Origin of the sequence: Allomesorhizobium aridi, assembly GCF_043769475.1 — a bacterium.
In the GTDB taxonomy this organism is placed as follows: Bacteria; Pseudomonadota; Alphaproteobacteria; order Rhizobiales; family Rhizobiaceae; genus Allomesorhizobium.
Map to the genome: position 1 here is coordinate 702,801 of NZ_CP171729.1, position 26,458 is coordinate 729,258.

Sequence of the window (26,458 nt, forward strand, 5' to 3'; positions counted from 1 at the left end):
TACTCCCTAACGCGCCGCCCGCGTGAGGCGGCCAATATGATCTTCCACCGTTTTAAGGTCGGATGGCAACACCGTATACTTTTCTTCACGCTCCATCAGGCCCGACAGCCATTCCGGCAGCGCGGGCGCAACGCCACATGCTTCCTCGACGGCGGCCGGAAACTTCGCCGGATGCGCGGTCCCCAAAACGATCATAGGCACATCGCCCGCCGCATGCAAATTGGCGACATGCATGGCGGTCGCGGTGTGCGGATCGAGCAGGTAGCCGCTGCCGGCCAGCGTGGCCTGGATCGTCGCGGCGGCCTCATCCATCGAGGCGCGGCCGGCGTCGAACTCGGTGCGTATCGCGGCGAGCGCCGCTTCGCCGATCGTGAACGCGCCCGATTGCTTCAGGCTGCCCATGTAGCGCCGGACCGAAACCGGATCGCGCTTTGACGCCTCGAACAGCAGGCGTTCGAAATTGGACGAGATCTGGATGTCCATGGACGGCGACGTGGTCGCCACGACCCCGCTCATCCGGTATTCGCCGGTTTCGAGCGTGCGGGCGAGGATATCGTTGTCATTGGTGGCGATCACCAGCCGCTCGATGGGCAGGCCCATGCGCTTGGCGGCGTAACCGGCGAAGATGTCGCCGAAATTGCCGGTCGGCACGGCGACGGAAACGGGCCGATCCGGCGCGCCGAGCGACAGGGCGGAAGAGAAATAATAGACGATCTGGGCCATGATGCGGGCCCAGTTGATCGAGTTCACGCCCGACAGCGAAACGCGATCGCGAAAACCGTGGTCGTTGAACATGTCTTTGACCAGGCCCTGGCAATCGTCGAAATTGCCTTCGATGGCCAGCGCATGGACGTTCGGGGCGGTGGAAGTCGTCATCTGCCGCTGCTGCACGGGCGAGACGCGCCCGTGCGGGAAAAGCACGAACATGTCGGTACGATCGCGGTCCGCAAAAGCGTCGATAGCCGCGCCGCCGGTATCGCCGGATGTGGCGGCCGACATTGTCGCGTGCTGGCCGCGCTCAGCGAGCACATGGTCAACGAGCCGCGCCAGCAACTGCATGGCGACGTCCTTGAAAGCCAGCGTCGGCCCATGGAAAAGCTCGAGAACGAATAGGTTCGAGCCGGTTTGGACGAGCGGGCAGATCGCCTCATGACGGAATGTGGCATAGGCCTCGCGCACGATTTTCGCGAACACCGCCTCCGGGATTTCGCCTCCCAGGAACGGGGTGAGCAGCCGAATCGCCAGGTCGGGATAGGTAAGGCCGCGCATGGCGCGGATCTCGGCCACGCTGAACTCCGGCCAGCTATCGGGAATATAGAGTCCCCCATCGCGCGCCAGTCCGGCAAGCACGGTGTCCGAAAAACCGAGTGCGGGCGCTTCCCCGCGGGTGCTGACATAGCGCATCGTCATCCGTCCATTGTGGTGCATGCCCGCCGCGTGCCGGCAAGCCTGTGAAAATCCGCCGCCGTCAGTCGCATTTTTGCCGCGCGGTTGCTATAGACGGCCTGCGTTTTGAAGGGGATGTGCGGCATATGGAGTTTCGATTGAACAATAGTCGTTTTATCAAGGGGTTCGCACTTTCCGGCTTTATCCTTGCCGTCGCGGGTTGCCAATCGGGCGACAGCGGCAACGTTCTGAATGCCGGCGGCGACAAGGCCGCGGATGAGACGAAGGTACTCGAAAGCGAACTACGCGCCTTTTGCCCGCCGGTAAAGCTGCGCGAAGGCACTGCCTATTTCAACACCTACACCAAGGGCGGCCAGGACGATCCGGCCAAGATGCTCTACCAGGCCTCCATCACCGACGTGACACGAACCTGCAGCAATGCCGGTGGAACGATGACCATGAACGTGGCGGTGGCCGGCAAGGTCGTTCCAGGGCCGGCCGGAGCGCCGGGCAACATCACCATGCCGATCCGCATTGCCGTCACCCGCGGCGACGAAGTGCTTTATTCGCAATTGCACAAATACCAGGTCGCTGTCGGCGACGCCTCTGCCGCCACGCAGTTCGTCTTCAACGACACCAGCGTCAGCTTCCCGACCCCGCAGCAGGCGGATGTGCAGGTATTCGCCGGCTATGATGAGGGCCCGCCGAAGAGCCAATAGTCAGGCGTCCGACCATTCCGACAGCGCCAGGAGCACGCTGCGGAAATCCGCCCAGCGGCGGATGACGGTCTCGGCGCCCGCCTCCGTCAGAACGTCGGCGTGGCCGGGATAGCTGTGGGCCGCGCCGGTAAAGCCGATGACGCGCATGCCAGCGGCTTTGGCCCCGGCTATGCCGTGGACGGAATCCTCGATGACGAAGGTGTTCGCCGGATCGGCGTCCATCGCGGCCGCGGCATGCAGGAAGACATCCGGCGCCGGCTTCGGCTTCATCACTTCCTTGCCGCATGAGGAGAAGACGCTCCCCTTGAAGAGCGGCAGAAGCATCGTCTTCGTCAGCATGATGTCGAGCCGCCCAGGCTTCGAGTTGGAACAGATACAGCGCTTGCCCGAAACGGAGGCGGCCGCCTCGCGCGCGCCTTCGATGATGCGGACCTCGGCCTGAAGGCGGCGATCGACCAGTTCTTCCGCGCGGCCGATCAGCGACGCCTGGAAGGGGATCTGCGACTGCTCCTCAATGCGCAGCATGATGTCCTTGAACGTCAGCCCGGCATAGACCTCCGATAATTCCTCGCCCGAAATCTCGTAGCCGGCTTCGGTCAGAAGCTCGGCCTCGACGCGCGCGGCGATAACTTCCGAATCGACGAGAACGCCGTCGCAATCGAAAATAACGAGATCAGGCTGGGTCATGGCAATCCGGAAAAATGGGGGGGAACAACGCCGAAGGCAATCGTGGCGCGGCATACACTATCGTCGCCGCGACGGCAAATTCCTGACCCGCTTCATTAAATATTTACGCGAAACGGTAACCATAACGGGGTGTAAACAGTAACGCGTATTCCGGGTACCCCAGCATGTCAGCCGTGCGCTCTCTCGCCGAACTTCGCCCCCAGCCGCAAAAGGCCAATTGGCTCGACACCATCATGAAAGGCGACTGCGTCGCGGCGATGGACCGGCTGCCGGAAAAATCCGTCGACCTAGTGTTTGCCGACCCGCCCTACAATCTGCAGCTCAACGGGGACCTGCACCGTCCCGACCAGTCGAAGGTCGATGCGGTCGACGATGCGTGGGACCAGTTCGACAGCTTCGCCGCCTACGATGCCTTCTCCCGCGCGTGGCTGCTTGCGGCGCGGCGCGTCCTGAAGCCGAACGGCACGATCTGGGTGATCGGCTCCTATCACAACATCTTCCGCGTCGGCTCGACGCTGCAGGATCTCGGCTTCTGGATCCTGAACGATGTCGTCTGGCGCAAGACCAACCCGATGCCGAACTTTCGCGGCCGACGTTTCCAGAACGCGCATGAGACGCTGATCTGGGCCTCGCGCGACCAGAACGGGAAGGGCTATACGTTTAACTATGATGCGCTGAAGGCGGCCAATGACGACGTGCAGATGCGCTCCGACTGGCTGTTTCCGATCTGCACCGGCGCCGAAAGGCTGAAGAACGACAACGGTGACAAACTGCATCCGACGCAGAAGCCGGAGGCGCTGCTGGCCCGCGTGATGCTGGCCTCGACAAAGCCGGGGGACGTGGTGCTTGATCCTTTCTTCGGCTCCGGAACGACCGGCGCTGTGGCCAAGCGCCTCGGCCGCCATTTTGTCGGCATCGAGCGCGAGCAGGATTATATCGACGCCGCCAACGAGCGCATTGCCGCCGTTGTGCCAATGGAGGATGCCGACCTGACTGTGCTCTCCGGCAAGCGGGCCGAGCCGCGCGTCGCTTTCGTCAGCCTGATCGACGCCGGCATCATGAAACCGGGCACCGTGCTCTACGATGCGAGAAAGCGCTTTGCCGCGAAAGTCCGTCCGGATGGCACGCTAGCCGCCGGCACGACGGCTGGCTCGATCCATCGGGTGGGAGCCGAATTGCAGGGGCTCGACGCCTGCAATGGCTGGACCTTCTGGCACTATGAGCGCAATGGCGGGCTGACCCAGATCGACGAACTGCGCCGCATCGCTCGCCTCGGCATGGAGCGCGCGGGCTAAAGTGTTGGCATTCAGGTGAGGCCGGCCTGACCTGAATCTCAATCACCCCTAGATCAACTCAGTTTACCGATGGGCCGGGGCTCCAGTCACCGGCTGATCCCGAAACGCTCGAGGTCCTCCTCGAGCGTTTTGGCATTCTGGAACAGTACGGCCTGCCAGCCGGCGGCCTTCGCGCCGTCGACATTTTTCTGGCTGTCGTCGATGAACAGCGAGGCCGCCGGATCGAGGCCGAACGTCTTGGCATGGTGGTCGTAGATGCCGCGATCCGGCTTGATCATGCCGATCTGGCCCGAGACCGTGACGCCGCGGGGACGTTCCAGAAAAGGAAAGCGCCCGCGCGCCTCTGAAAACGTGTCGGCGGCCCAGTTCGTCAGCAAGGTCACGTCGTGTCCGGCTTCGATCAGGCCCTCCATCAGCTCGACGCTATCGTCATAGGCGTGCGGCGCCATCTCGTGCCAGCAGAGGCGGAAGTTGCGGATGTTTTCGGCGTGCTCCGGATGCGTCTTGAGCAGCAGTTCCTCGGCCTCTTCCCAAGTTCGGCCGCGATCCTGCTCGATGTTCCAGGCCGGTGTGCAGACATTCTCGAAAAACCAGCGGCGCTCTTCCGGGTCCGGAATGAGCCGGCTGAACGGCAGGTCGGGATCGTAGTGGATCAGGACCTTGCCGATGTCGAACACGATATGACGGATTTCGCTCATGCATGCCTCGCTGGATTGTCGCGCCGCGCCTTGGTCGCACCGGGTATCGCAGCCTCGATTACCTTTTTCATGACGGTCGGCAAGGCCTCGCCGGAGATTCCGGCGGCCGGTGACCAGCGATGGCCGGCAGGCGCAGCTTTGTCGCCAGCGCTGGCGCGATAAACATCGAGCTCGAGCGCGAAATGGGTGAAAACGTGGGCGATGCTGCCGGCGTGCTGCCAGTCGGCGGCGAATGGAGCGGATTTGGCGCTGGTGTCGCCGTCGATGCGCGCCGTCCAGCCAGTAGTCGGCACTTCGCTCATTCCGCCGAGCAGTCCCTTGTCCGGGCGTGTTCGCAATAGGATCGCGCCGTCGTCCCGAACGGCCACGAAGGCGGCACCTCGCCGCTGCGGCTTTTCAGCCTTTTCCGCACGTACCGGCAGCAATTCGGGATCGCCCGAAAGGATGGCCCGACAATCCTCCCGGACCGGGCAGAGCATGCAGCGCGGCCGCCGAGGCGTGCAGATCGTTGCGCCGAGATCCATCATGGCCTGCGCGAAATCTCCGGGCCGCATGGCTGGAACCAGCTTTTCGACAGCGGCGCGGATTTCCGGTTTGACGTCGGGCAATGGCGTGCGGATTTCGAAGAGCCGCGCCGTGACGCGCTCGATATTGCCGTCGACGACCACCGCCGGGCGGTTGAATGCGATCGCCGCGATCGCCGCCGCCGTGTAGGCACCGATGCCGGGCAGTTTGCGCAATTCGTCTTCGATGTCGGGAAATCCCCCGGGAAGCGTCGCGACGATGTCCGCGCAGGCCTTCAGATTGCGGGCGCGCGAATAATAGCCGAGCCCGGCCCAGGCCCTCATGACCTCTTCGGTTTCGGCGGCAGCGAGCGCCTTGATGTTGGGCCATTTTTCCAGGAATGCGCGAAAATACGGCTTGACCGCTTCGACGGTCGTCTGCTGCAGCATGATTTCGGAAAGCCAGACCCGGTAAGGGTCGGGCCGTCCGCCCGAAGCAAGATCGCGCGGCGCCATTCGCCAGGGCAGCTCGCGATGATGGGCGTCGTACCAGCCGAGCAGGCGGCTGGCTATGTCGCCTTCTTTGGCCTGCCGGACGCTCTTGCGGGTCATGCCTGCTGGTGCCATTGATCGGTAGCTGGGCCTATGGTTGTCTGGTCGCACATTTGTCTGGAGAACGCATATGGCAGGGAAAAGGCCGAACGGCTATCCTGTTCCGGTTAGCGATCTCGCTTCGGAAATCCTCGACCCGGTGCTGCGCAAGCGGGCCGGTATTTCGGTCGGCCTCGTCCAGTCGTGGGAAGAGATTGCCGGGCCGCGCTTGGCGCAAAACACGCGGCCGGAAAAGATCCAGTGGCCCCGGCGCATGCATGAGGACGACCCGTTCGAGCCGGCGGTTCTCGTCATCGCCTGTGAGGGGGCGGCGGCTCTGCACCTGCAGCACGAGACCGGCGAAATCATCAGCCGCGTCAATGCCTTCCTCGGCTTCAACGCGATAGGCCGCATCCGCATAGTGCAGAAGCCGCTGTCATCGAAAGCAGGCGTTCCCAAGTCGCACCCCAGGCCGTTGACGGCGGGCGAAAAGGCCAAACTGTCGGGCACGGTCGAAAAAATCGAGGATGCCGGGCTTCGCGCTTCGCTCGAGCGGCTCGGCGCCACGATCGTCGGGACCAGGAAATAGCAATCTGCAACTCGCGGTTTCGTGATCGCGGGCCCGGTTTTCCCGATTGGATTGGGGACGGCGATGCCTTATTTCGCGCGAAGTCTCGCTTTCTGGTGCATTCGCATCGCAACATCCCAACAGCAGCCAGGTGATCCGCATGATCCGTTCCATTCCGCGCAGGACCATTCTCTCTTCGTTGGTCGCGCTCCCGGCTGCCCTCCTGCTCGCCGCCTGCAGCGACGGCGGCGAAGACAAGGCTGCGGAAGCGGCAAAGCCTGCCGAACCCGCAGCGGCTGCGCCAGCCGAAACCGCTGCTCCCGCCAAGCCGGCGGTTACCGCGCCCCCGTCGCAGGGCACGGTCGACATGGCCAAGCTTCTCGAAGCCGGCGCACTGCCTGAAAAGAGCCTCGGCAAGGCGGACGCGCCGGTCACCATCGTAGAATACGCCTCGATGACCTGCGGCCACTGCGCCCATTTCCATGAGACGACGCTTCCGGCGCTAAAGGAAAAATACATCGACACCGGCAAGGCGCGGCTGATCTTCCGCGAGTTCCCGTTCGATCCGCGCGCCGAAGCGGGCTTCATGCTGGCGCGTTGCTCCAACGACAACTACTTCGCCATGGTCGACGTGCTGTTCAAGCAGCAGGAAGCCTGGGCCGGCGTCGAAAACGCCAAGGAAGCGCTGCTGCAGATCTCCAAGCTCGCCGGTTTTTCACAGGAGTCGTTCGAGGCCTGCTTGACGGACCAGAAGCTTCTGGAGGATGTGAGAGCAGTGCGAGCCCGTGGCGAAGCTGATTTCAAGGTCGACTCTACGCCGACCTTCTTCATCAATGGCAATACCTACAAGGGGGCAATGTCGATTGAGGAAATGTCGGCGATCATCGACGGCATGCTCTGATCTTCATGCAGCGCCGGGGCGCAACCGCCCCGGCTTGACTGCGCGCGTCCGGCTGCGCCGATGAGATTTTCCCGGCTCCGCCTCCTCGGCTTCAAATCCTTCGTCGAACCCGGCGAGTTCGTCATCGAACGCGGCCTGACCGGCGTCGTCGGGCCGAATGGCTGCGGCAAGTCCAATCTCGTCGAGGCGCTACGCTGGGTGATGGGCGAAAGCTCGTACAAGAACATGCGCGCGTCGGGCATGGACGACGTGATCTTCTCGGGCTCCGGCACACGCCCCGCCCGCAACACCGCCGAAGTGACGCTGTTTCTTGACAACAGCGACCGCACCGCGCCCGCCGCCTTCAACGACGCCGACGAATTGCAGGTTTCGCGACGGATCGAGCGCGAGGCCGGTTCGATCTATCGCATCAACGGCAAGGAAGCGCGCGCCAAGGACGTGCAGCTACTGTTTGCCGACCAATCCACCGGCGCTCGCTCGCCCTCCATGGTCGGGCAGGGCCGCATCGGCGAGTTGATCCAGGCCAAGCCGCAGGCGCGCCGCGCGCTGCTGGAAGAGGCGGCCGGCATTTCCGGCCTGCACACCAGGCGTCACGAGGCGGAGCTTCGGCTGCGCGCAGCGGAGCAGAATCTGGAGCGGCTGGACGATGTCGTCGGCGAACTCGAAAGCCAAATCGAGAGCCTGAAGCGGCAGGCGCGGCAGGCGTCGCGCTTCAAGAACCTGTCGGCCGACATCCGCAAGGCGGAGGCAATCCTTTTCCACCTGCGTTGGACGCAGGCCAAGGCGCAGGAGGGCGAGGCGCGCTCGGCGCTTGCAACTGCCACATCGCTGGTCGGCGAGCGCGCTGCCGCGCAGATGAACGCCGCCAAGGAGCAGGCGGTCGGCGCGCATCATCTGCCCGAACTGCGCGAGGCGGAAGCCGCCGCAGCCGCTGTCTTCCAGCGCCTGTCGATCGCCAAGGCGCAGATCGAGGAGGAGGCGGGTCGCATTCGCGCGCGCCAGGCCGAACTCGACCGCCGCCTGCAGCAACTCGACGCCGACATCGCCCGCGAAGAGCAAATGGTGCGTGACAATGCCGATATTCTGGCGCGGCTTTCCACGGAAGAAGCGGGGCTGAATGCCGAGAATGAAGGCGCGGACGAACGCGAGATCGCGACACGGGCGGCTTTCGAGGAAGCCGCCGCGACGCTGGCACTGAGCGAAAGCGCGCTTTCCAAGCTGACCGCCGAGCGGGCGGAGGCGGCGGCCGCGCGCAACCAGATCGAGCGCGCCCTGCGCGAGACGGCGGAGCGTCGCGACCGCTTTTCCCGCCAACTCGCCGAGATCGACCGCGAGGCGGGCGACATTGAAGGCAAGATCGCCGGGCTGGCCGATCCCGCAGAGAAGAAAAAGCTCGCCGACGATGCGCAGGCGGCGTTGGATCGCGCCGAAGGTATTGCAACCACCGCTGAAAAATCGGTCGCCGAGGCGCGGCTTGCCGAAAACGCCGCGCGTCCGCCGCTGCAGGAAGCTCGGGCCGACCTAGCGCGCATCGAAACCGAGGCGCGTACGCTGGCGAAAATCCTGAATGCCGCAAGCGGTGATCTGTTTCCGGCGGTGCTCGAACAGATCAGCGTCGAGCGCGGCTTCGAGACCGCGCTGGGTGCTGCGCTCGGCGAGGATCTCGACGCGGCGCTGGACCGTGGCGCGCCTGTTCATTGGGGCGAGAGCGAACCGGCGGCCAGCGATCCGGCCCTGCCTGAAGGCGTGCGGAGCCTCGCAACCGTCGTGCGCGCGCCGCGTCAGCTCGCGCGGCGGCTGGCGCAGATCGGCATCGTGGACGCGGCCGACGGCGCGAGGCTGCAGAAGCTCCTGGCGCCGGGCCAGCGCCTCGTCAGCCGCGAAGGCGCGCTTTGGCGCTGGGATGGCCTGACCGCGAGCGCCGATGCGCCGACGGCCGCTGCGCAGCGCCTCGCCCAGAAGAATCGCCTTGCCGAACTCGATGCCGAAGCGGTTGCGGCCACACTGAAGGTTCGCGGCGCCGAGGAAATCTTGTCGAGGGCCGAGAACGCCGTGCGCCAGAAAACCGAGGCCGAGCGGATGTCGCGGCAAGCCTGGCGCGACGCCCAGCATGCGGTAGGCGCGGCCCGCGATGCGCTGGCGCGGGCCGAGAAGGCGGCAGGCGAACTGTCGAGTCGGCGCGCCGCGCTCGCCGAGGCGCGCACGCGTATCGCCGAAAGCCATGCGGAGGCCGAGGGCGCGTTCGGCGAGGCGCAGGCTCAGCTCAATGCTGCGCCCGATCTTTCCGAGTTGCAGGCGCGGCTCGACCAGGCGTCCGGTCATGTCGGTCGCGACCGTTCGACGCTTGCCGACGCCCGGGCGGTTCATGATGGGCTGAAGCGCGAGGCCGAACAGCGCCTGCGCCGGCTCGACGCGATCGCCGCTGAGCGCAAGAACTGGACGCTGCGCGCAGAAAACGCCGCAACTCATATCGCCGCACTCGCCGAGCGGCGCGCCGAGGCCGGCGAAGAGCGGGACAAGCTCGCGGATGCGCCCGACGAGATCGATCAGCGCCGCCGCGCTTTGCTGACCCAGCTTTCGCAGGCAGAGACGCTGCGCCAGACGGCGAGCGACCGGCTGCAGGAGGCCGAGACGCGCCAGGCCGCGCTCGACAAGGCTGCGACCGCCGCGATTCAGTCCCTCTCCGAGGCGCGCGAGGCGCGCGGCCGCGCCGAAGAGCGGCTGACCGCCGCCGACGACCGCCGCAAGGAAATCGAGGCGCGCATCCAGGAGGCGCTCAATACACCGCCGCATCTGGTGATCCGCCACACCGGCCTCGAAGCCGACAGCCCGCTGCCTGACACGGCCGATATCGAGCGCCAACTCGACCGGCTGAAGATCGAGCGCGAACGGCTGGGCGCGGTCAATCTGCGCGCCGAGGAGGAGCAGAAGGAACTTTCGGACCGGCTCGAAACGATCGTGTCGGAGCGCGAGGACATCATCGAGGCGATCCGCAAGCTGAGGCAGGCGATCCAAAGCTTGAACCGCGAGGGCCGCGACCGGCTGCTCGCCGCCTTCGACGTGGTCAATGCCCAGTTTCAGAGGCTGTTTTCGCACCTGTTCGGCGGCGGCACGGCTGAATTGCAGCTGATCGAATCCGACGATCCGCTGGAGGCGGGGCTTGAAATCCTCGCGCGTCCGCCGGGCAAGAAGCCGCAGACCATGACGCTGCTTTCGGGCGGCGAGCAGGCGCTCACCGCCATGGCGCTGATTTTCGCGGTGTTTCTAACCAACCCCGCGCCGATCTGCGTGCTCGACGAGGTCGACGCGCCGCTCGACGACCACAACGTCGAGCGCTTCTGCAATCTGATGGACGAGATGGCGCGCACCACCGAGACGCGCTTCGTCATCATCACCCACAACCCGATCACCATGGCGCGGATGGACCGGCTGTTCGGCGTGACCATGGCCGAGCAGGGCGTCAGCCAACTCGTGTCGGTCGATCTGCAGACGGCCGAGCAGCTGCGCGAGGCGAGCTGAGCATTGGCAGGGGCGCCTGGACTTTAACCCGAAATTTTTCAAGCCGCTGATTTTCAATAAGATATTACTTTTCAAAGCCTTTTACGCCTAGGACTGTTCCGGTTTGGTGTTACGGGGATAATATTGCAGGTCGCACTCGCGTTTCGCTATATTCAAGCAACTGAGGAAATGAGGTAGTTGTATGGGCGAAGAGTTGAAGCCGTATATATATAAATATGTCTCACCTGGTAATGTAGATAACGTCTTTTCTCACCCCGGGAAGGCAACTCTAAAATTTTCTCTGCCCAGTGAGTTCAATGACCCATATGAATTGTTTTTAACGATTGATTTCAATCGCGATCCAGAAGAGCTTGCGTTCTATCTGGACCTAATTGGCGAAAATTTGCAATTTCCTACTACGTGCTTCTCCCTATCGCCCAACGTTGTGCCTATGTGGGCGCACTATGCACAGAATCATCAGGGCCTTGTAATCGAATTTTCCGAGAAAAGCTAAAAGATGCGTTTCCAGAGGCGAGTTTTGGGAACGTCGACTACTCGGATAAACCAACTCATGATCTGTCTGATCTGCTCATGAGAGCTCATCAGATCAAGAAATTTCGATATAATCGGTGGTTGGTAAGTGCAGTATTCTCCTCAGCTTACTTCACAAAAACCTTGTGTTGGAGTTATGAGCAAGAGCGCAGGATGATCGTCGATAAGTCAGATACGCGAGCTGCTGGCGGTCTTATGCTCTTAGATGTCCCGCGCGATGCGATTACGGGCATCATTTGCGGAGCAAGGGCGACTGACGAGACGAAGGCAAAGCTCAGGCAGATAGCTCAAGATATCGGGTGCAGATACTTGGAGCTTCGCGTTGGTAGGAGCTCGGCGACACCGTTCATGGTCGACCCGAGCGGAGCACCCTTCGGGTTCGGAGAGGGCCAAATCGATGCGATCGAATATTATTGCGAAGAGTGCCAAGAGCCGACAGCCGACGGCGTTCTCCGTTGTTCGTGGTGTGACATCGATGATGACGTTAGACACCGTGCTGCGATGAGCAATTCGTTTAGAATACTTGATCGGTATGGACTGCTCGATTCCTATCTTGGGCGCGAACGGTAAATCGCGGCTATGTTCGTCACATATTTTGGCCTCGTCTCAATCTGGCAGCGTCAGGGGTAGAAGGTGAGTGATCTTCGACCTATGCGACGGCTCTATGCACCGGAAAATTGTTCCGGTTGCGATTTTTTCTTTTCGACTAAGTGATTGATTTATTGCAAATGTTGGCTGGGGCGGGAGGGTTCGAACCTCCGAATGGCGGTACCAAAAACCGCTGCCTTACCACTTGGCTACGCCCCAACGACCGGGAGCCCCGAGTCGAGCATGTGCGGCCTTATATGCAAGCCCGTTGAAAAGCACAATCGCGGCAAATTTGCCTTTGTGCATTCAGTTGCAGATAATGTGGAGCGAATGCCGCGCCTTGCCGCTCAGCCGGGACAGCCGCCGTTCACTCAGCCCATACGGCCAGTTCGTTGCCGGCGGGATCGGTGAAGTGAAATCTGCGTCCGCCCGGGAAGGAAAAGATCGGCTTGACGATTTTGCCGCCGGCGTTTTCGACCGCCTCGAGCGTCTCTTCCAAATTTTCCGAATAGAGCACCGGTAGCGGCTTGCCCGAAGCCTCGGTGCTTTCGGCTTGGAAGCCGCCGTCGAGGCCCTCGTCGAAAGCAGCGTAGGTCGGCCCGTAATCGGTGAAGGACCAGGAGAAGGCGGCGCTGTAGAACGCCTTGACGCTGTCGAGCGTGCCGCCGGTGGCGGGCATTTCGAGATAGTCGAGCTTGCCGGTCTGTTTCATGGAGGTTCCTCGCGTTCGTGGTATGTTCTATGGCGCGCCAGCTCGGAAATCAAGCTCTCAGCCCCTGCCAATTGCTTAATCGATTGTAAAACCGGCCTGCCGCGTTCGCGCCTTGCCTTTCGCACCGCAGCATTTTAACGCTCTCGCAGTGCCTTCAAATAGTCACCGGACTGACGAGGAGAGTGCATGACCAAGTGGGTCTATACGTTTGGAGACGGGGCGGCCGAAGGGCGCGCCGGAGACAGAAACCTGCTCGGCGGTAAGGGCGCCAACCTTGCCGAAATGTGCAGCCTGGGCCTGCCTGTGCCGCCCGGCTTCACCATCACCACTGAAGCCTGCAACTGGTTTTATGCCAACGGCCGGACCTATCCGCCCTCGCTTGAAGCAGATGTCCTTGCGGCGCTCGATCATATCGGCGCCTTGACGGGCCGTCGTTTCGGCGATCCCGAGAAGCTGCTTCTCGTCTCGGTCCGCTCGGGCGCCCGCGCGTCGATGCCGGGCATGATGGACACCGTGCTCAATCTCGGCCTGAACGACGAGACGGTGGAGGCGCTGGCGACCGATTCAGGCGATGCGCGCTTTGCATATGACAGCTATCGCCGCTTCATCCAGATGTATTCCAACGTTGTGCTCGATCTCGACCACGAGGTGTTCGAGGAAATCCTCGAGGAGGAAAAGGCGCGGCTCGGCTATGAGCTCGATACCGAGCTTTCCGCCATCGAGTGGCAGGGCGTGATTGCCCACTACAAGGCGACGATCGAGGAGGAACTCGGCAGCCCGTTCCCGCAGGATCCAAGAGAGCAGCTCTGTGGCGCGATCGGTGCGGTGTTTTCGAGCTGGATGAACCACCGCGCGATCACCTATCGCCGGCTGCACGACATACCCGAAAGCTGGGGCACCGCGGTCAACGTGCAGGCCATGGTGTTCGGCAATATGGGCGAGACCTCCGCTACTGGCGTCGCCTTCACCCGCAATCCCTCGACCGGCGAAAAGATGCTCTACGGCGAATTCCTGGTGAATGCGCAGGGCGAGGACGTGGTGGCCGGCATCCGCACGCCACAGAGCATCACCGAAAAGGCCCGCATAGACAGCGGATCGGACAAGCCGTCGCTGCAGAAAGTGATGCCACAGGCGTTCGCGTCCTTCGTGGAGATATCCGACCGCCTGGAAAAGCATTATCGCGACATGCAGGATCTCGAGTTCACCATAGAACGCGGCAAGCTGTGGATGCTGCAGACGCGCTCCGGCAAGCGCACGGCCAAGGCGGCGCTGCGCATGGCGGTGGACATGGCGGCCGAAGGTCTGATCGGCAGGGAAGAGGCTGTCGCGCGCATCGATCCTGCCTCGCTCGACCAACTCCTGCACCCGACCATCGACCCGAAGGCGGAGCGCAACGTCATTGCCGTCGGCCTGCCGGCTTCGCCGGGGGCCGCCACAGGGGAGATCGTGTTCTCCTCGCACGATGCCGAAGAGGCCAAGGCGCTCGGCAAGAAGGTCATTCTGGTGCGGGTCGAGACCAGCCCGGAAGACATTCACGGCATGCACGCCGCCGAGGGCATTCTGACGACACGTGGCGGCATGACCAGCCACGCGGCGGTGGTGGCGCGCGGCATGGGCAAGCCCTGTGTATCGGGCGCCGGCTCGCTGCGCGTCGACTACAGGGCTGGCACGCTGATGGTGATGGGGGAGACTTTCCGCAAGGGCGACATCATCACCATCGACGGCAGCAACGGCCAGGTTCTGAAGGGACCGGTCGCCATGCTGCAGCCGGAGCTTTCCGGCGATTTCGCCAAGATAATGGAATGGGCCGATGCAACGCGGCGCATGAAGGTGCGCACTAATGCGGAGACGCCGGCCGACGCCCGCATGGCACGTTCCTTCGGCGCGGAAGGCATCGGGCTCTGCCGGACCGAACACATGTTCTTCGAGGGCGACCGCATCATCGCAATGCGCGAGATGATCCTGGCCAACACCGAGAAGGATCGGAGGACGGCACTTGCCAAGTTGTTACCGATGCAGCGTTCGGACTTCCTTGAGCTGTTCGAGATCATGGCCGGGCTGCCGGTAACCATCCGGCTGCTTGATCCGCCGCTGCACGAATTCCTGCCGAAAACGGAAGAGGAGATCGCCGAAGTCGCTTCGGTGATGAATGTTTCGGCCGAAAAGCTGCGCCAACGGACTGAGGCGCTGCACGAATTCAATCCGATGCTCGGTCATCGCGGCTGCCGGCTGGCGGTTTCCTATCCCGAAATCGCCGAAATGCAGGCTCGCGCGATTTTCGAGGCCGCCGTCGAGGCCGGCAGGAAAACAGGCAACCCCGTGGTTCCCGAAATCATGGTGCCGCTGGTCGGGCTCAAAAAGGAGCTCGATTTCGTCAAGGCCCGCATCGATACCGTGGCGAGGAGCGTCATGGAAGAGACCGGCGCGACGGTTGAGTATCTGACAGGCACAATGATCGAACTGCCGCGCGCCGCGATCCGCGCCCATGTCATCGCAGAGGCCGCCGAATTCTTCTCCTTCGGCACCAATGACCTGACGCAGACGACCTTCGGCATTTCACGCGACGATGCGGCTTCGTTCCTGGACATCTACCGCCAGAAGGGCATCATCGAGCAGGATCCGTTCGTTTCGCTCGATATTGACGGCGTCGGCGAACTGGTGCGCATCGCGGCCGAAAAGGGCAGGGCGACGCGGCCCGACATCAAGCTCGGCATCTGCGGCGAGCATGGCGGCGACCCCGCCTCTATCCACTTCTGCGAGGAGGTCGGGCTCGATTACGTCTCGTGCTCGCCCTACCGCGTGCCGATTGCCCGGCTCGCGGCGGCGCAGGCGGCGGTGAAGAAGGGGTGAGGCGGAGTTATACCAAATTTGCGGATTTGGTATAACCGCTCTTGCTGGCAAAGCTGTCGCCCGTTATAACAAATTTGCAAATTTGTTATAACGGGTTTGAAGCCGTGGTTCGACAACTCGATATCGTCTACACAACCATGATCGCGGAACTGCTTGACCGGACCCTCGATGCGCAGTTCGACGCGGATTTTGACGAAAGCGGACTATTCAGGAAACGACCGGTAAAGGGGCGCGAATACTGGTATTACAAAGCGTCAGAGCGCGGTGCCCAAACCGCGAAGGACATCTACGTCGGTCCGGCCGACGATCCCGAAATCAACCGGCGCGTCGAAAATTTTGCCCAGATTAAAGACGATTATCAAAAGCGCCGGAAAATTGTTTCCACTCTGACACGCGAGGCTAGGCTTTTCAGTCCCGAACCGCGGGTTGGAAATATAGTCGAGGCATTCTGGAAAGCAGGACTGTTTCGGTTGCGGGCGTGTCTTGTGGGAACAATCGCATACCAGACATATGGAGCCGTACTCGGTTGTAGGCTCGCTGGAGCCGCCATGCAAACCGGCGACATCGATCTGGCCCAATTTCATTCCATTTCGGTCGCGGTCGATGACTCGATACCACCGGTTTTGGATGTCCTGAGGAGCGTGGATGAATCGTTCAAGCCCGCTCCCCATCTGAATGATGCGGCAGGCGCGACAAAGTACATAGGCGCAAACGGCCTTCGAGTGGATTTCCTGACGCCAAATCGCGGAAGCGACGATCTGATTGGCAAACCCGCAAAAATGCCATCTCTTGGCGGAGCTGCCGCGGAACCGCTGCGGTTTCTGGATTTTTTGAGCTACGAGCCGGTTAGAACTGTAATGCTCCACAAGGGCGGAATTCCTGTCTTGGTCCCTGACCCCTGCAGGTTTGCGGTTCACAAAATGATCGTGGCCGCGCGCCGGTCTGCCGGCAGCCAGAAAGACCTGAAAGATCTCGGGCAGGCCAATCAACTTGCTGAAGCTTTGAAGTTGGTGGGACGTGCCGAGGACTTGAGGGAGATGTTTCAAGTAGCGCGTGACCGGGGCTCTTCCTGGCGGGAAGCCCTCGATGCCTCGCTGGCAAGAATGGAGTTCCTCGGACTCTCGTCTGCGCCATCGGTTCTGAGGGCCGCCTGACCGATACCCTACGCGAGCAACTCACGTAGGGTATTTTTGCTGGCCGTATTTCGTTCGCGTGGGGTACCGTCCTACAAATCCGCTCCAACCGCGCCGGAACTCGGGTTGGCTTCGATCCGCACCTTGTCTGAATAGAAGGCGCCGTGGTTTTTTATCCGGACCATCTCGTCATAGGGCGCTTCGTAGGCCCACATGATGTCTTTGGCTGCCTCGCCGACCGCGCTGACATCCCAATAGGACGCATCGCCCTTGTAAGGGCAATGGGTCGAGGTGCCGGAAGGCTTGAGGAACTCGAAGTAGATGTCCTTGAACGGGATGTAGAAAACCGGCGGATAGTCTGCCTCACGCAGCACCAGCGCTTCGTCGGAGGAGGCGATGACGGCGTCTGAAAACGTTACCGTGACCGCGCCGTCGAAAGGCTCAACCGTAATGCGGTGAGATGGATTCCGCCGAAATCCGGGAGAAGGATTGGCTGCCTGGTCCATATCGAAGCTCCTTTCACCGGCCACAACGTCAGGCCACCGAGACTGTTCCCTTACACGGTGCGCAGAGCCCCGGTGGAGACCCACGCCTCCGCCTGGCCGAGTCCGACTTCGAACCGGTCGAACAATTCGTTCAACTCGGCCTCACTGATGATCATCGGCGGGCAGACGGCGATCGTGTCACCCAGCGCACGCAGGATCGCGCCGTTTTCCTCGATCAGCTTGGAAGTCTGTGGCCCGACGCCGTTCCTCGGATCGAAGGAGCGCTTGGAGGTCTTGTCGGCCACCAGTTCGGCGGCGCCGACCAGGCCGCAATAGCGCGCTTCGCCAACCAGCGGGTGCTCGCCGATCTTCTTCATCCGCTGCTCGAAAACCGGCATCAGCCTGCGCACGTGGCCGACTATGTCTCGCTTCTGGTAGATTTCGATCGCCTTGACGCCCAGCGCGCAGGAAAGCGGATGGCCGCCATAGGTGAAGCCGTGCGCGAATGTGCCGAGCGTCGCCGAATGGTCGACATAGGCCTGATAAACGTCCTCCGGCACCATCACCGCGCCGAGAGGCGCATAGGCGGAAGTCATCTGCTTGGCCGCCGAGATTGTCTTGGGCCGCATGTTGAAGGTCTGCGAGCCCCACCAGTTTCCGGTCCGGCCGAAACCGGTGATGACCTCGTCGGCAATCATCATGATGTCATGCTCGTCGAGCACAGCCTGAATCGCTTCGTAATAGCCCTTGGGCGGAATGATGACGCCGCCGGCGCCCATCAGCGGCTCGGCAATCATGGCCGCGATCGTGTCGGGTCCCTCGCGCTCGATAAGTTCGCGCAGCGACTTGGCCATGCGGGCCGTGAATTCCGCCTCGCTCTCGCCTTCGATTCCGAACCGGTAATGGTGCGGGCAATCGGTATGAAGCACCCGGTCGACGGGCAGATCCCAGCCATTATGGTTGGAGGGAAGTCCTGTCAGCGAGGCTGCCATGATGGTCACGCCATGGTAGGCCTTGATGCGCGAGATGATCTTTTTCTTGTTCGGCCGGCCCATGGCATTGTTCATGTACCAGGCGAGCTTGACCTGCGTGTCGTTGGCTTCCGATCCCGACGAGGTGAAGAACACTTTCGAGATGGGAACCGGCGCGATCTCCTTCAGCTTCTCGGCGAGTTCGATCGCCGGTTCGCTGCTCTTGGCGCCGAAGATGTGGTAGTAGGGCAGGGCGCGCATCTGTTCGATGGCCGCTTCGATCATCTCCTCGTCGCCGAAGCCAAGGCCGGCGCACCAAAGCCCGGACATGCCTTCGATATAGCCGCGGCCTTGGGTGTCGTAGACGTAGACGCCCTTGCCGCGCCCCATCACCACCGTGCCGGTGGATTTGAGCTGATGGATGGGCGTGTAGGGATGGACGAGGGATTCGATGTCCCTGGTCTGGAGATTGGTCAGCGGCGGATTCTCAAGCATGGACGGCTCCGGGAAAGAGGCGAAACTGCGTGCTCCCTCTTATCCCGTGCGTTCGTGCGCGAGAACCCCTTGTCGACTGGTCCAGCCGAACCGTTCGATTAGGCAGCGGTCGCGAAGGCCTGTGCAAGGCCGGCGTAGGAGGCCGCTATGCGTGCGACCGGGCTCTCGCTCTTGGCCGCGGTTTCGACGCGTAGCCGGCCGCCGCCGACCGGCAGCGTAAGCACCAGGAACTGCTGGCTTCCGCCGTCGCCTATGGCTGCCGCCGCGACGTGCTGGCCGTCGTCGTCGTTGCCGAGGCGCATCTTGAACAGCATGGTGCCATGAACCGCGTCCAGCGCCTGGCGCACGAGATGCTCAAAAGTCTCGTCGGAAACCGCATCGCCGGCCGGCGCGATCTTCAACGCGGTTTCAGCCCCTGTCTTTTCGAGATTTTCCGCTACAGCTTGCGCGTCCATGTGAGGCCTCACATCATAATACCCAACAGAGCCCCCTTAACGATGGTTAACGGCCAGAGTGGCCGGATTATGGCGTGGCGGCCGGTCCAACGGACACTGGACAATCGCGCAGTTCCTTCCACAATGCCGGAAAAACAATGATCGGGAGGAACGCGATGCTTGGACTGATGCAGGAATGGCCGCTGCTTTGCCACAAGATCATCGACCACGCCGGAATACAGCATCCGAACCGCGAGATCGTCTCGCGCTCGGTCGAAGGGCCAATCGTCCGAACCAGCTATGGTGAAGTGCGAAGGCGTGCTCTGAGCGTAGCCCAGCGCCTCGAACGCGACGGCTACCGCCTGGGCGACCGCATCGCAACGCTGGCCTGGAACACGGCTCGCCACATCGAGGCGTGGTACGGCATCATGGGCATGGGCGCCATCTATCACACGCTCAACCCGCGGCTTTTTCCCGAGCAGATCGCCTGGATCATGAACCACGCCGAGGACAAGGCGCTGTTCGTGGACCTGACCTTCGTGCCTCTGGTAGAGAAGATCGCCGCCTCGGTGCCGTCGCTGAAGAAGGTGATCGTGCTGACCGACGCCGCCCACATGCCGGCGACCGCACTTCCCAACGCCGTCGCCTATGAGGAATGGCTGGCGGAAACCGACGGCGACTTTACCTGGCGCAGCTTCCACGAGGAAACCGCTGCCGGAATGTGCTACACCTCGGGCACCACCGGCGAACCGAAGGGCGTGCTCTACAGCCATCGCTCCAACGTTCTGCACGCGATGATCGCCTGCATGCCCGATGCCATGGGCATGTCGAGCCGCGATGTGATCCTGCCGGTCGTGCCGATGTTCCACGCCAATGCCTGGGGCCTTGCCCAGAGCGCGCCGATGATAGGCGCCAAGCTGGTGATGCCCGGCGGCCGCATGGACGGCCCGTCGATCTATGAGTTGCTCGATACCGAGAAGGTGACGTTCACAGCGGCCGTGCCGACGGTCTGGCTGATGCTTCTCCAGCACCTGGAGGAAACCGGCAAGAAGCTGCCGCATCTGAAGAAGGTGATCATCGGCGGTTCGGCCTGCCCGCGGGCCATGACCAAGAAGTTCCAGGAGGACTACGACGTCCAGGTTTGCCACGCTTGGGGCATGACCGAGATGTCGCCGCTCGGAACGCTTGGCACGATCAAGCCGGAATACACCGAATTTCAGGGCGAAGAGCGCCTCGCGATCCAGGAAAAGCAGGGTCATCCGCCTTTCGGCGTCGAGATGAAGGTCACCGACGACGAGAACCGCGAGCTTCCGTGGGACGGCAAGACATTCGGGCGGCTGAAGGTTCGCGGCCCGGCGGTGGCGCGCGCCTATTATGGCGGGGCGGGCGCGGAGCAGTTCGATCCGGACGGCTGGTTCGACACGGGCGATGTCGCGCATATCGATCCCAACGGCTACATGCAGATCACCGACCGCGCCAAGGATGTCATCAAGTCGGGCGGCGAGTGGATTTCGACCATCGAACTCGAAAACCTGGCCGTGGGGCATCCGGACGTCGCGGAAGCCGCGGTAATCGACGTAAAGCACTCCAAATGGGGCGAGCGTCCGCTGCTGGTGGTCGTCCGAAAACCTGGCCGGGAGCCGGAAAAGTCGGACATTCTAGGATTCATGGACGGAAAGGTCGCGAAGTGGTGGATGCCCGACGATGTCAGCTTCGTCGAGGAAATCCCGCACACCGCGACGGGAAAGATCCAGAAGACGACCTTACGCGAGCAGTTCCGGGACTACCGCCTGCCGACCGAAGCCTGATGGAAAGGCGTTTGCGCTTTCAGGCGGAAACGATTTAGGAAAGGGCAAGGGCGACGGAGATCCATGGCGGCGTATCTGGAACAGCGCACATCGCAGGCCGCGGGCTGGTCGCGCACTCTTGCGACGTTTTCGGCCGTGCTGTTCATTGCCGCCGGCCTTGCCCACCGCTACGGGCTTATTCCCACGCCGCCATTCCTGTCGGTCCTTTCCATTGTCGCCGCGCTGGCGATCGCCGCGCTTGCGCTGGCTGCCTACGGCTTTTTGCGTTTCTGGTATCATGGCGATCTCGGCGGCCGTGACCTGACGATCGGAGGTTTTGTCGCCCTCGCAGTGCTCACGCCCTTTCTGCTGTCCGGCTACCGGGCTTTTATCCACCCGCAGCTCAACGACATTTCGACCGATCTCGGCGCGCCTCCGATGCTGGTCGCCGCCGCGATGTCCCGCAGCCCCGACATGAACGAGGTTGCAGAATTCACACCCGGACACCGCAAGCTGCAGACCGATCACTATCCGGAAGTTACCGGCAGGCGTTACGAGATGCCGCTCGACCGCGCGGCGGAGATTGTCGAGACCATGCTGCAGCGGCAAGGCTGGACAATCGCGACGTCGCGGCCGGCTTTCGTCGGCCAGAGCGAGATGACCATCGAGGCGCTGGCTCACACGCCTTGGCTCGGCTTTCCCTTCGATATAGCGGTGCGGCTGACCGACGAAGGAACTTCGACTTATGTCGACATGCGCTCGGCATCGCGTTACGGCCGGCATGATCTGGGCGACAACGCAGCGCAGATCACGGCATTTCTGGCCCTACTGGATGCCGAAATGGCCGCGCAGACCGGGGCAGCGACGGCGGAATAGCATCCGGAGAAACCGTCAGGCGGATGCGAAAATTCCGTCGATCGATGGAGCGCCCTCGGTCGCCGCAACGCCGCGCGTCACCAGATCCTCGAGGTGCGCAAGCACCGACAGGGCGGCCGCGCCATGCAGCCTCGGGTCGGTATCGCGATAGATCGCGCGGACCATGTCGGCTATGGTTCGGTCGCCTTGGCTCAGGCGTTCGATGATTGCGCGCTCTCGCATTTTACGGTGCGTCTTCAGGCCGCGCACAAAGGCGCGGGGGTTCCTGACCGGGCCACCATGTCCGGGCAGGAAAATCTTGTCGTCGCACTCAAGCAGCCGATCGAGCGAGGCCATGTAGTCGGCCATCGCGCCATCGGGCGGCGCCACGATCGAGGTCGCCCACGCCATCACGTGGTCGGCCGAAAACAGGATGCCGGTTCCGTCGAGCGCGAAGACGGCGTGGTTGGCGGTGTGGCCGGGCGTCAGGATGGTCCGGATCGCCCAGCCGTCTCCGGCCGTCACCGAATTGTCCTGCAATGTCAGGTCCGGCGCGAAGTCTGTATCGGCGCTGGCGTCAAGCGGGTTGATCTCGCCGATGCGCAGCGGCCGCGCCGGGCGGTGCGGTCCTTCGGCGGCGGTGATCGCTCCGGTCTGGCGCGCAAGCCGGCAAGCGAGCGGAGAGTGATCGCGATGAGTGTGGCTGACGAAGATGTGGCTGACCGGCCGACCGGCGATCGCCTGCAGCAAGGCCGAATAATGCGCGTCGTTCTGCGGACCGGGGTCGATGATTGCGAGCGTATCGCGGCCGATTACGTAGCTGTTGGTGCCGTGGAAGGTGAATGGGCCGGGATTGTTGACCGTCAGCCGCAAGACCCCGGGGGCAAGCTCGATCGCCTCGCCGTATGCCGGGTCGAATTGCGTGTCGAAGTTCAGAGCCATTCAAGACCTTGAGGAATACGTAAAATTGTTTGCCGCTTAGCATGGAAGCCAATATACGGAAACCCGACCGGCGTTCGCTCGGCCTCAACCGGAAATGGGGAAAACCATGGCAACTGCACTTACCGCCCGCCCGCTTGTTTCGCTTGCATTGCCCGAAAGCGGCGCCTGGCGGCTGGTAGGCCAATGCGCCCTGGCAATTGCCGGAACCCTTCTTTTGACACTCTCGGCCAAGACAAAAGTCGTGCTCGGACCGGTCGACATGTCGCTGCAGACGCTAGCCGTGTTCATGATCGCGGCCGCATTCGGCATGCGGCTGGCCGTCGCGACGCTGCTTCTGTACATGGCGCAGGGCGCGATTGGCTTTCCGGTGTTCCAGGGTACCCCCGAGAAGGGCGTAGGCCTCGTCTATATGCTCGGTTCGACCGGCGGCTACCTCGCTGGATTCGTCGTCATGGCCGCGATCGTCGGCTGGGCGGCCGACCGCGGCTGGGACCGCAACCCGGTAAAGCTGTTCGGCGCGATGTTGACCGCGGAAGTCGTTATGATGGCCATGGGATTCGCCTGGCTGGCAATGCTGATCGGGGTTGAAAAGTCCTGGCAGTTCGGCGTCGTCCCGTTCATCGTTCCCGACCTGATCAAGGTGGCGCTGGCTTCCGCGCTGGTGCCGGCAATCTGGTCGCTGCTGCCCCGGCAGCGCTGAGTAAACCAATCTCGCTTTCATTCAGCCGCGGCCATGCCGCGGCTGAATGCGTTTCAGCGGACGGATTTCATCCCCGAACGCTCGTTTATCCCCGCGGGGAATGGCATTCCACCAGCGTCGCACATCGCGCAAGTTCCGGCCGGTGATTGCCGCGAATTTGGTAGCCTTCTGCTTGAGAAGCCGGCCGCTTGTGGGAAAATGGCGTGAAATCCACATTTCGCCGCGCCACACCGGCAGGCGACGCTTCCAAGGCGTTCTCATGCTTGCCAAACTTTCCCATCTCGACCGGTTGGAGGCCGAGGCCATCCACATTTTCCGTGAGGTGGCGGCGACGTTTTCGAAGCCGGTGATGCTCTATTCGGTGGGCAAGGACTCGTCTGTCCTGCTGCATCTGGCCATCAAGGCGTTCTACCCCGCCAAGCCGCCGTTTCCGTTTCTCCATGTCGATACGACCTGGAAATTCCGCGAGATGATCGAGTTTCGCGATTCGATGGCCGAGAGACTGGGCTTCGACCTCCTCGTCCACGTCAACGAAGACGGCGTGCGCGACGGCATCAATCCCTTCGACCACGGTTCCAATACGCACACCCACGTCATGAAGACGGTGGGCCTTCGCCAGGCGCTCGACAAGTATGGTTTCGACGCAGCCTTTGGCGGGGCGCGCCGCGACGAGGAAAAGTCTCGCGCCAAGGAGCGCATCTTCTCGTTCCGCAACGCCCAGCATGTCTGGGACCCCAAGAACCAGCGTCCGGAAATGTGGAAGATCTATAACACCCGGATTTCCGCCGGCGAATCGATCCGCGTGTTTCCGCTGTCAAACTGGACCGAACTCGACATCTGGCAATACATCCTGCGGGAAGAGATCCCGATCGTGCCGCTGTATTTCGCCAAGAAGCGGCCGGTGGTCGAGCGCGACGGCATGCTGATCATGCGCGACGATGACCGCATGAAGCTCAGGCCAGGCGAGGTCATCGAAAACCGCATGGTCCGCTTCAGGACGCTTGGCTGCTATCCGCTGACCGGAGCGATCGATTCCGATGCCGACGATCTGGAAGGCATCGTGAACGAAATGCTGATCGCCCGTACTTCGGAACGTCAGGGCCGGCTGATCGACCGCGACGAGGCCGGCTCGATGGAAAAGAAGAAGCGCGAAGGGTATTTCTGAGAATGCGCCACATACTGGCAGAAAATCTCGTCGCGACCGAAACTGTTCGCGACTTCATTGCCGAACAGGAACAGAAATCGCTGCTGCGCTTCCTGACCTGCGGTTCGGTCGACGACGGCAAGTCGACGCTGATCGGCCGCCTGCTGTCCGACACCAAGCAGATTTTCGAAGACCAGCTCGCCACGCTAGAGCGCGATTCGAGGAAGTACGGCACGACCGGCGACGATGTTGATTTCGCATTGCTCGTGGATGGGCTGGAAGCCGAGCGTGAGCAGGGCATCACAATTGACGTCGCATACCGTTTCTTTGCCACGCCCAAGCGAAAATTCATCGTGGCCGACACGCCAGGCCACGAACAATACACGCGCAACATGGCGACAGGCGCTTCGACAGCCGATCTGGCCATAGTGCTCGTCGACGCCAGGCAGGGTGTGCTGCGCCAGACGCGCCGCCATTCGATCATAGCTTCGCTGCTCGGCATCCGCCACGTGGTGTTGGCCGTCAACAAGATCGATCTGGTTGGCTTCGACCGCGACGTGTTCGCGAAGATCGTTGCCGACTACACGGAATTCGCGAAGGATCTGGGCTTCTCGTCCATCGTGCCGATCCCGATGTCGGCGCGCTTCGGCGACAACGTGTCCCGGCGCTCCACCAAGACTGGCTGGTATGCCGGCCCGACCCTCATCGACCACCTCGAAACAGTGGCGGTCGATGCCGCGGCCGAACAGCCGTTCCGGTTTCCCGTGCAATATGTAAACCGGCCCAATCTCGATTTCCGCGGCTTCGCAGGGACGGTCGCTTCTGGCTCCATCGGGACGGGCGACGAGATCGTCGTCGCCAAATCCGGCAAGCAATCGCGCGTCAAGCGCATCGTTGCGCAGGGTGGCGATCTCGAACGGGCGGTGGAAGGGCAGGCTGTCACCATCGTCCTGGAAGACGAGGTCGAGGTTTCGCGCGGCAACCTGCTGGTTGCGCCCGAAGCACGGCCGCAGGTCGCCGATCAGTTCGCTGCCAATTTGGTCTGGTTCGACGAGCAGGCGCTTCTGCCCGGACGGTCATACTTGCTGCGCACCGAAACCGACCAGGCGAGCGCGACGGTTTCGGGATTGAAATACCGCGTCAATGTCAACGATTTTGCCCAGGAAGCGGCGAAATCGCTGGCGATGAACGAGGTCGGCGTCGTCAACATCTCGGCGCAATCGCCGATCGCCTTCGACAGCTTCGCAGAAAACCGGACCACCGGTGCCTTCATTCTCATCGACCGCATCAGCAATGCCACGGTCGGCGCCGGCATGATCCTGCACTCGCTGCGCCGCGCCGACAACATCCACTGGCAGTCGCTCGAGGTGACGAAGAACGCCCGCGCCGCCGCCAAGCAGCAGAAGCCGACGCTGCTCTGGTTCACCGGGCTTTCGGGTTCGGGCAAGTCGACCATCGCCAATCTGCTCGAAAAGAAGCTGCATGCGAGCGGCCGCCATACCTATATTCTCGACGGCGACAACATCCGCCACGGGCTGAACCGCGATCTCGGCTTCTCCGATGAGGATCGCGTGGAGAATATCCGCCGTGTCACCGAGGTGGCGCGCCTGATGGTCGACGCTGGCCTGATGGTAATCGTCTCCTTCATCTCGCCGTTTCGCGCCGAGCGCCGCATGGCACGTGAGATGATGGCGGAGGGCGAGTTCATAGAAGTATTCGTCGACACGCCGTTCGAGGAATGCGCCGCTCGCGATCCGAAAGGCCTCTATGCGAAGGCGCTCGGAGGCGAGATCAAGAACTTCACCGGCCTGGATTCCCCATACGAACGGCCGGAAAGACCGGAAATCCATCTTGAGACGCTCGGCAAGTCTCCCGAGGAGATGGTAGATATCCTCGAAAGCTGGCTAAGCGAGCGCGACATTGCGGACCAACAATACGACGACGGCGGCGGCATCTGACGACGA

The 26,458-nt window shown here is 62.3% G+C and carries 21 protein-coding genes and 1 tRNA gene; 12 read left to right on the plus strand and 10 right to left on the minus strand.

The genetic code is table 11. The features are described from left to right. Positions 1-6: 6 nt before the first annotated feature. Positions 7-1,404, minus strand: coding sequence for a threonine synthase (gene thrC / locus ACG873_RS05425; protein ID WP_394890792.1), 1,398 nt, complete (start codon positions 1,402-1,404; stop codon positions 7-9). A 128-nt stretch (positions 1,405-1,532) separates the two neighbouring features. On the opposite strand from thrC, the gene ACG873_RS05430 reads away from it, so the two are divergent. Further along, complete coding sequence (locus ACG873_RS05430; protein WP_417568622.1) at positions 1,533-2,105, plus strand: hypothetical protein; 573 nt, start codon at positions 1,533-1,535, stop codon at positions 2,103-2,105. Here ACG873_RS05430 and ACG873_RS05435 read toward each other — a convergent pair whose 3' ends face one another. Continuing rightward, positions 2,106-2,792, minus strand: coding sequence for an HAD family hydrolase (locus tag ACG873_RS05435; protein ID WP_394890794.1), 687 nt, complete (start codon positions 2,790-2,792; stop codon positions 2,106-2,108). A gap of 164 nt (positions 2,793-2,956) precedes the next feature. Between ACG873_RS05435 and ACG873_RS05440 the strand changes: the two genes are divergently transcribed. Next, positions 2,957-4,087: a site-specific DNA-methyltransferase gene (locus tag ACG873_RS05440; RefSeq protein ID WP_394890795.1), complete on the plus strand. Its 1,131-nt coding sequence runs from the start codon at positions 2,957-2,959 to the stop codon at positions 4,085-4,087. Positions 4,088-4,173: 86 nt separating this feature from the next. Here ACG873_RS05440 and ACG873_RS05445 read toward each other — a convergent pair whose 3' ends face one another. Next, the gene (locus tag ACG873_RS05445; RefSeq protein ID WP_394890796.1) at positions 4,174-4,785 is read right to left on the minus strand and encodes an HAD family hydrolase; all 612 of its coding nucleotides are present in this window, start codon (positions 4,783-4,785) and stop codon (positions 4,174-4,176) included. Beyond that, positions 4,782-5,900: an A/G-specific adenine glycosylase gene (gene mutY / locus ACG873_RS05450; RefSeq protein ID WP_394890797.1), complete on the minus strand. Its 1,119-nt coding sequence runs from the start codon at positions 5,898-5,900 to the stop codon at positions 4,782-4,784. The genes ACG873_RS05445 and mutY overlap by 4 nt, the downstream gene beginning before the upstream one ends. Positions 5,901-5,970: 70 nt before the next feature. Between mutY and ACG873_RS05455 the strand changes: the two genes are divergently transcribed. From ACG873_RS05455 to smc, 3 genes are all read left to right on the plus strand, one after another. Beyond that, complete coding sequence (locus ACG873_RS05455; RefSeq protein WP_394890798.1) at positions 5,971-6,468, plus strand: DUF721 domain-containing protein; 498 nt, start codon at positions 5,971-5,973, stop codon at positions 6,466-6,468. A 139-nt stretch (positions 6,469-6,607) separates the two neighbouring features. After that, positions 6,608-7,348, plus strand: a complete 741-nt coding sequence (locus tag ACG873_RS05460; protein ID WP_394890799.1) for a DsbA family protein — start codon at positions 6,608-6,610, stop codon at positions 7,346-7,348. 60 nt (positions 7,349-7,408) lie between these two features. Then, complete coding sequence (gene smc, locus ACG873_RS05465; protein ID WP_394890800.1) at positions 7,409-10,867, plus strand: chromosome segregation protein SMC; 3,459 nt, start codon at positions 7,409-7,411, stop codon at positions 10,865-10,867. A 1,263-nt stretch (positions 10,868-12,130) separates the two neighbouring features. Here smc and ACG873_RS05470 read toward each other — a convergent pair. Both ACG873_RS05470 and ACG873_RS05475 read right to left on the minus strand, forming a co-directional pair. Then, positions 12,131-12,205: transfer RNA gene (locus tag ACG873_RS05470), tRNA-Gln, on the minus strand. A 148-nt stretch (positions 12,206-12,353) separates the two neighbouring features. Beyond that, positions 12,354-12,698: a VOC family protein gene (locus tag ACG873_RS05475; protein WP_394890801.1), complete on the minus strand. Its 345-nt coding sequence runs from the start codon at positions 12,696-12,698 to the stop codon at positions 12,354-12,356. A 186-nt stretch (positions 12,699-12,884) separates the two neighbouring features. On the opposite strand from ACG873_RS05475, the gene ppdK reads away from it, so the two are divergent. Together ppdK and ACG873_RS05485 are read left to right on the plus strand one after the other, a co-directional pair. After that, positions 12,885-15,548 carry a pyruvate, phosphate dikinase gene (ppdK, locus tag ACG873_RS05480; RefSeq protein ID WP_394890802.1) on the plus strand — a complete coding sequence of 888 codons (2,664 nt, stop codon included), beginning with the start codon at positions 12,885-12,887 and terminating at the stop codon, positions 15,546-15,548. 41 nt (positions 15,549-15,589) lie between these two features. Beyond that, positions 15,590-16,702 (plus strand): GSU2403 family nucleotidyltransferase fold protein, encoded by a 1,113-nt coding sequence (locus ACG873_RS05485; protein ID WP_394890803.1) that lies wholly within the window; start codon positions 15,590-15,592, stop codon positions 16,700-16,702. Between the two features lie 71 nt (positions 16,703-16,773). Here ACG873_RS05485 and ACG873_RS05490 read toward each other — a convergent pair whose 3' ends face one another. From ACG873_RS05490 to ACG873_RS05500, 3 genes are all read right to left on the minus strand, one after another. Then, the gene (locus ACG873_RS05490) at positions 16,774-17,187 is read right to left on the minus strand and encodes a DUF427 domain-containing protein (RefSeq protein WP_394890804.1); all 414 of its coding nucleotides are present in this window, start codon (positions 17,185-17,187) and stop codon (positions 16,774-16,776) included. A gap of 50 nt (positions 17,188-17,237) precedes the next feature. Then, on the minus strand, positions 17,238-18,632 hold the full coding sequence (locus tag ACG873_RS05495) for an aminotransferase (RefSeq protein WP_394890805.1): 1,395 nt from the start codon (positions 18,630-18,632) through the stop codon (positions 17,238-17,240). Positions 18,633-18,730: 98 nt separating this feature from the next. Then, positions 18,731-19,087 carry a hypothetical protein gene (locus ACG873_RS05500; RefSeq protein ID WP_394890806.1) on the minus strand — a complete coding sequence of 119 codons (357 nt, stop codon included), beginning with the start codon at positions 19,085-19,087 and terminating at the stop codon, positions 18,731-18,733. Positions 19,088-19,242: 155 nt separating this feature from the next. Between ACG873_RS05500 and ACG873_RS05505 the strand changes: the two genes are divergently transcribed. Then, positions 19,243-20,874 carry a fatty-acid--CoA ligase gene (locus ACG873_RS05505; protein WP_394893369.1) on the plus strand — a complete coding sequence of 544 codons (1,632 nt, stop codon included), beginning with the start codon at positions 19,243-19,245 and terminating at the stop codon, positions 20,872-20,874. Between the two features lie 63 nt (positions 20,875-20,937). Beyond that, positions 20,938-21,729 (plus strand): DUF1499 domain-containing protein, encoded by a 792-nt coding sequence (locus ACG873_RS05510; RefSeq protein WP_394890807.1) that lies wholly within the window; start codon positions 20,938-20,940, stop codon positions 21,727-21,729. Between the two features lie 15 nt (positions 21,730-21,744). Here ACG873_RS05510 and ACG873_RS05515 read toward each other — a convergent pair whose 3' ends face one another. After that, positions 21,745-22,650 carry an MBL fold metallo-hydrolase gene (locus ACG873_RS05515; RefSeq protein ID WP_394890808.1) on the minus strand — a complete coding sequence of 302 codons (906 nt, stop codon included), beginning with the start codon at positions 22,648-22,650 and terminating at the stop codon, positions 21,745-21,747. 106 nt (positions 22,651-22,756) lie between these two features. Here ACG873_RS05515 and ACG873_RS05520 point away from each other — a divergent pair, with 106 nt between their 5' ends. The 3 genes from ACG873_RS05520 (at position 22,757) to cysN (ending at position 26,452) form a co-directional block, all read left to right on the plus strand. Continuing rightward, the gene (locus ACG873_RS05520) at positions 22,757-23,350 is read left to right on the plus strand and encodes a biotin transporter BioY (RefSeq protein WP_394890809.1); all 594 of its coding nucleotides are present in this window, start codon (positions 22,757-22,759) and stop codon (positions 23,348-23,350) included. A 259-nt stretch (positions 23,351-23,609) separates the two neighbouring features. Then, positions 23,610-24,515 (plus strand): sulfate adenylyltransferase subunit CysD, encoded by a 906-nt coding sequence (cysD, locus tag ACG873_RS05525; protein WP_394890810.1) that lies wholly within the window; start codon positions 23,610-23,612, stop codon positions 24,513-24,515. Between the two features lie 2 nt (positions 24,516-24,517). Beyond that, complete coding sequence (gene cysN / locus ACG873_RS05530) at positions 24,518-26,452, plus strand: sulfate adenylyltransferase subunit CysN (RefSeq protein ID WP_394890811.1); 1,935 nt, start codon at positions 24,518-24,520, stop codon at positions 26,450-26,452. Positions 26,453-26,458: the final 6 nt, after the last annotated feature.

What these genes read in the sequence shown, in the direction of transcription:
- ACG873_RS05440 (WP_394890795.1), top strand. Translation starts at nt 2,957, where the DNA reads ATGTCAGCCGTGCGCTCTCTCGCCGAACTTCGCCCCCAGCCGCAAAAG.
- ACG873_RS05515 (WP_394890808.1), bottom strand. Translation starts at nt 22,650, where the DNA reads ATGGCTCTGAACTTCGACACGCAATTCGACCCGGCATACGGCGAGGCG.
- ACG873_RS05510 (WP_394890807.1), top strand. Translation starts at nt 20,938, where the DNA reads ATGGCGGCGTATCTGGAACAGCGCACATCGCAGGCCGCGGGCTGGTCG.
- ACG873_RS05490 (WP_394890804.1), bottom strand. Translation starts at nt 17,187, where the DNA reads ATGGACCAGGCAGCCAATCCTTCTCCCGGATTTCGGCGGAATCCATCT.
- ACG873_RS05460 (WP_394890799.1), top strand. Translation starts at nt 6,608, where the DNA reads ATGATCCGTTCCATTCCGCGCAGGACCATTCTCTCTTCGTTGGTCGCG.
- smc (WP_394890800.1), top strand. Translation starts at nt 7,409, where the DNA reads ATGAGATTTTCCCGGCTCCGCCTCCTCGGCTTCAAATCCTTCGTCGAA.
- ppdK (WP_394890802.1), top strand. Translation starts at nt 12,885, where the DNA reads ATGACCAAGTGGGTCTATACGTTTGGAGACGGGGCGGCCGAAGGGCGC.
- ACG873_RS05505 (WP_394893369.1), top strand. Translation starts at nt 19,243, where the DNA reads ATGCTTGGACTGATGCAGGAATGGCCGCTGCTTTGCCACAAGATCATC.
- ACG873_RS05455 (WP_394890798.1), top strand. Translation starts at nt 5,971, where the DNA reads ATGGCAGGGAAAAGGCCGAACGGCTATCCTGTTCCGGTTAGCGATCTC.
- ACG873_RS05475 (WP_394890801.1), bottom strand. Translation starts at nt 12,698, where the DNA reads ATGAAACAGACCGGCAAGCTCGACTATCTCGAAATGCCCGCCACCGGC.
- ACG873_RS05520 (WP_394890809.1), top strand. Translation starts at nt 22,757, where the DNA reads ATGGCAACTGCACTTACCGCCCGCCCGCTTGTTTCGCTTGCATTGCCC.
- ACG873_RS05495 (WP_394890805.1), bottom strand. Translation starts at nt 18,632, where the DNA reads ATGCTTGAGAATCCGCCGCTGACCAATCTCCAGACCAGGGACATCGAA.
- mutY (WP_394890797.1), bottom strand. Translation starts at nt 5,900, where the DNA reads ATGACCCGCAAGAGCGTCCGGCAGGCCAAAGAAGGCGACATAGCCAGC.
- thrC (WP_394890792.1), bottom strand. Translation starts at nt 1,404, where the DNA reads ATGCGCTATGTCAGCACCCGCGGGGAAGCGCCCGCACTCGGTTTTTCG.
- ACG873_RS05500 (WP_394890806.1), bottom strand. Translation starts at nt 19,087, where the DNA reads ATGGACGCGCAAGCTGTAGCGGAAAATCTCGAAAAGACAGGGGCTGAA.
- cysN (WP_394890811.1), top strand. Translation starts at nt 24,518, where the DNA reads ATGCGCCACATACTGGCAGAAAATCTCGTCGCGACCGAAACTGTTCGC.
- ACG873_RS05435 (WP_394890794.1), bottom strand. Translation starts at nt 2,792, where the DNA reads ATGACCCAGCCTGATCTCGTTATTTTCGATTGCGACGGCGTTCTCGTC.
- ACG873_RS05430 (WP_417568622.1), top strand. Translation starts at nt 1,533, where the DNA reads ATGGAGTTTCGATTGAACAATAGTCGTTTTATCAAGGGGTTCGCACTT.
- cysD (WP_394890810.1), top strand. Translation starts at nt 23,610, where the DNA reads ATGCTTGCCAAACTTTCCCATCTCGACCGGTTGGAGGCCGAGGCCATC.
- ACG873_RS05445 (WP_394890796.1), bottom strand. Translation starts at nt 4,785, where the DNA reads ATGAGCGAAATCCGTCATATCGTGTTCGACATCGGCAAGGTCCTGATC.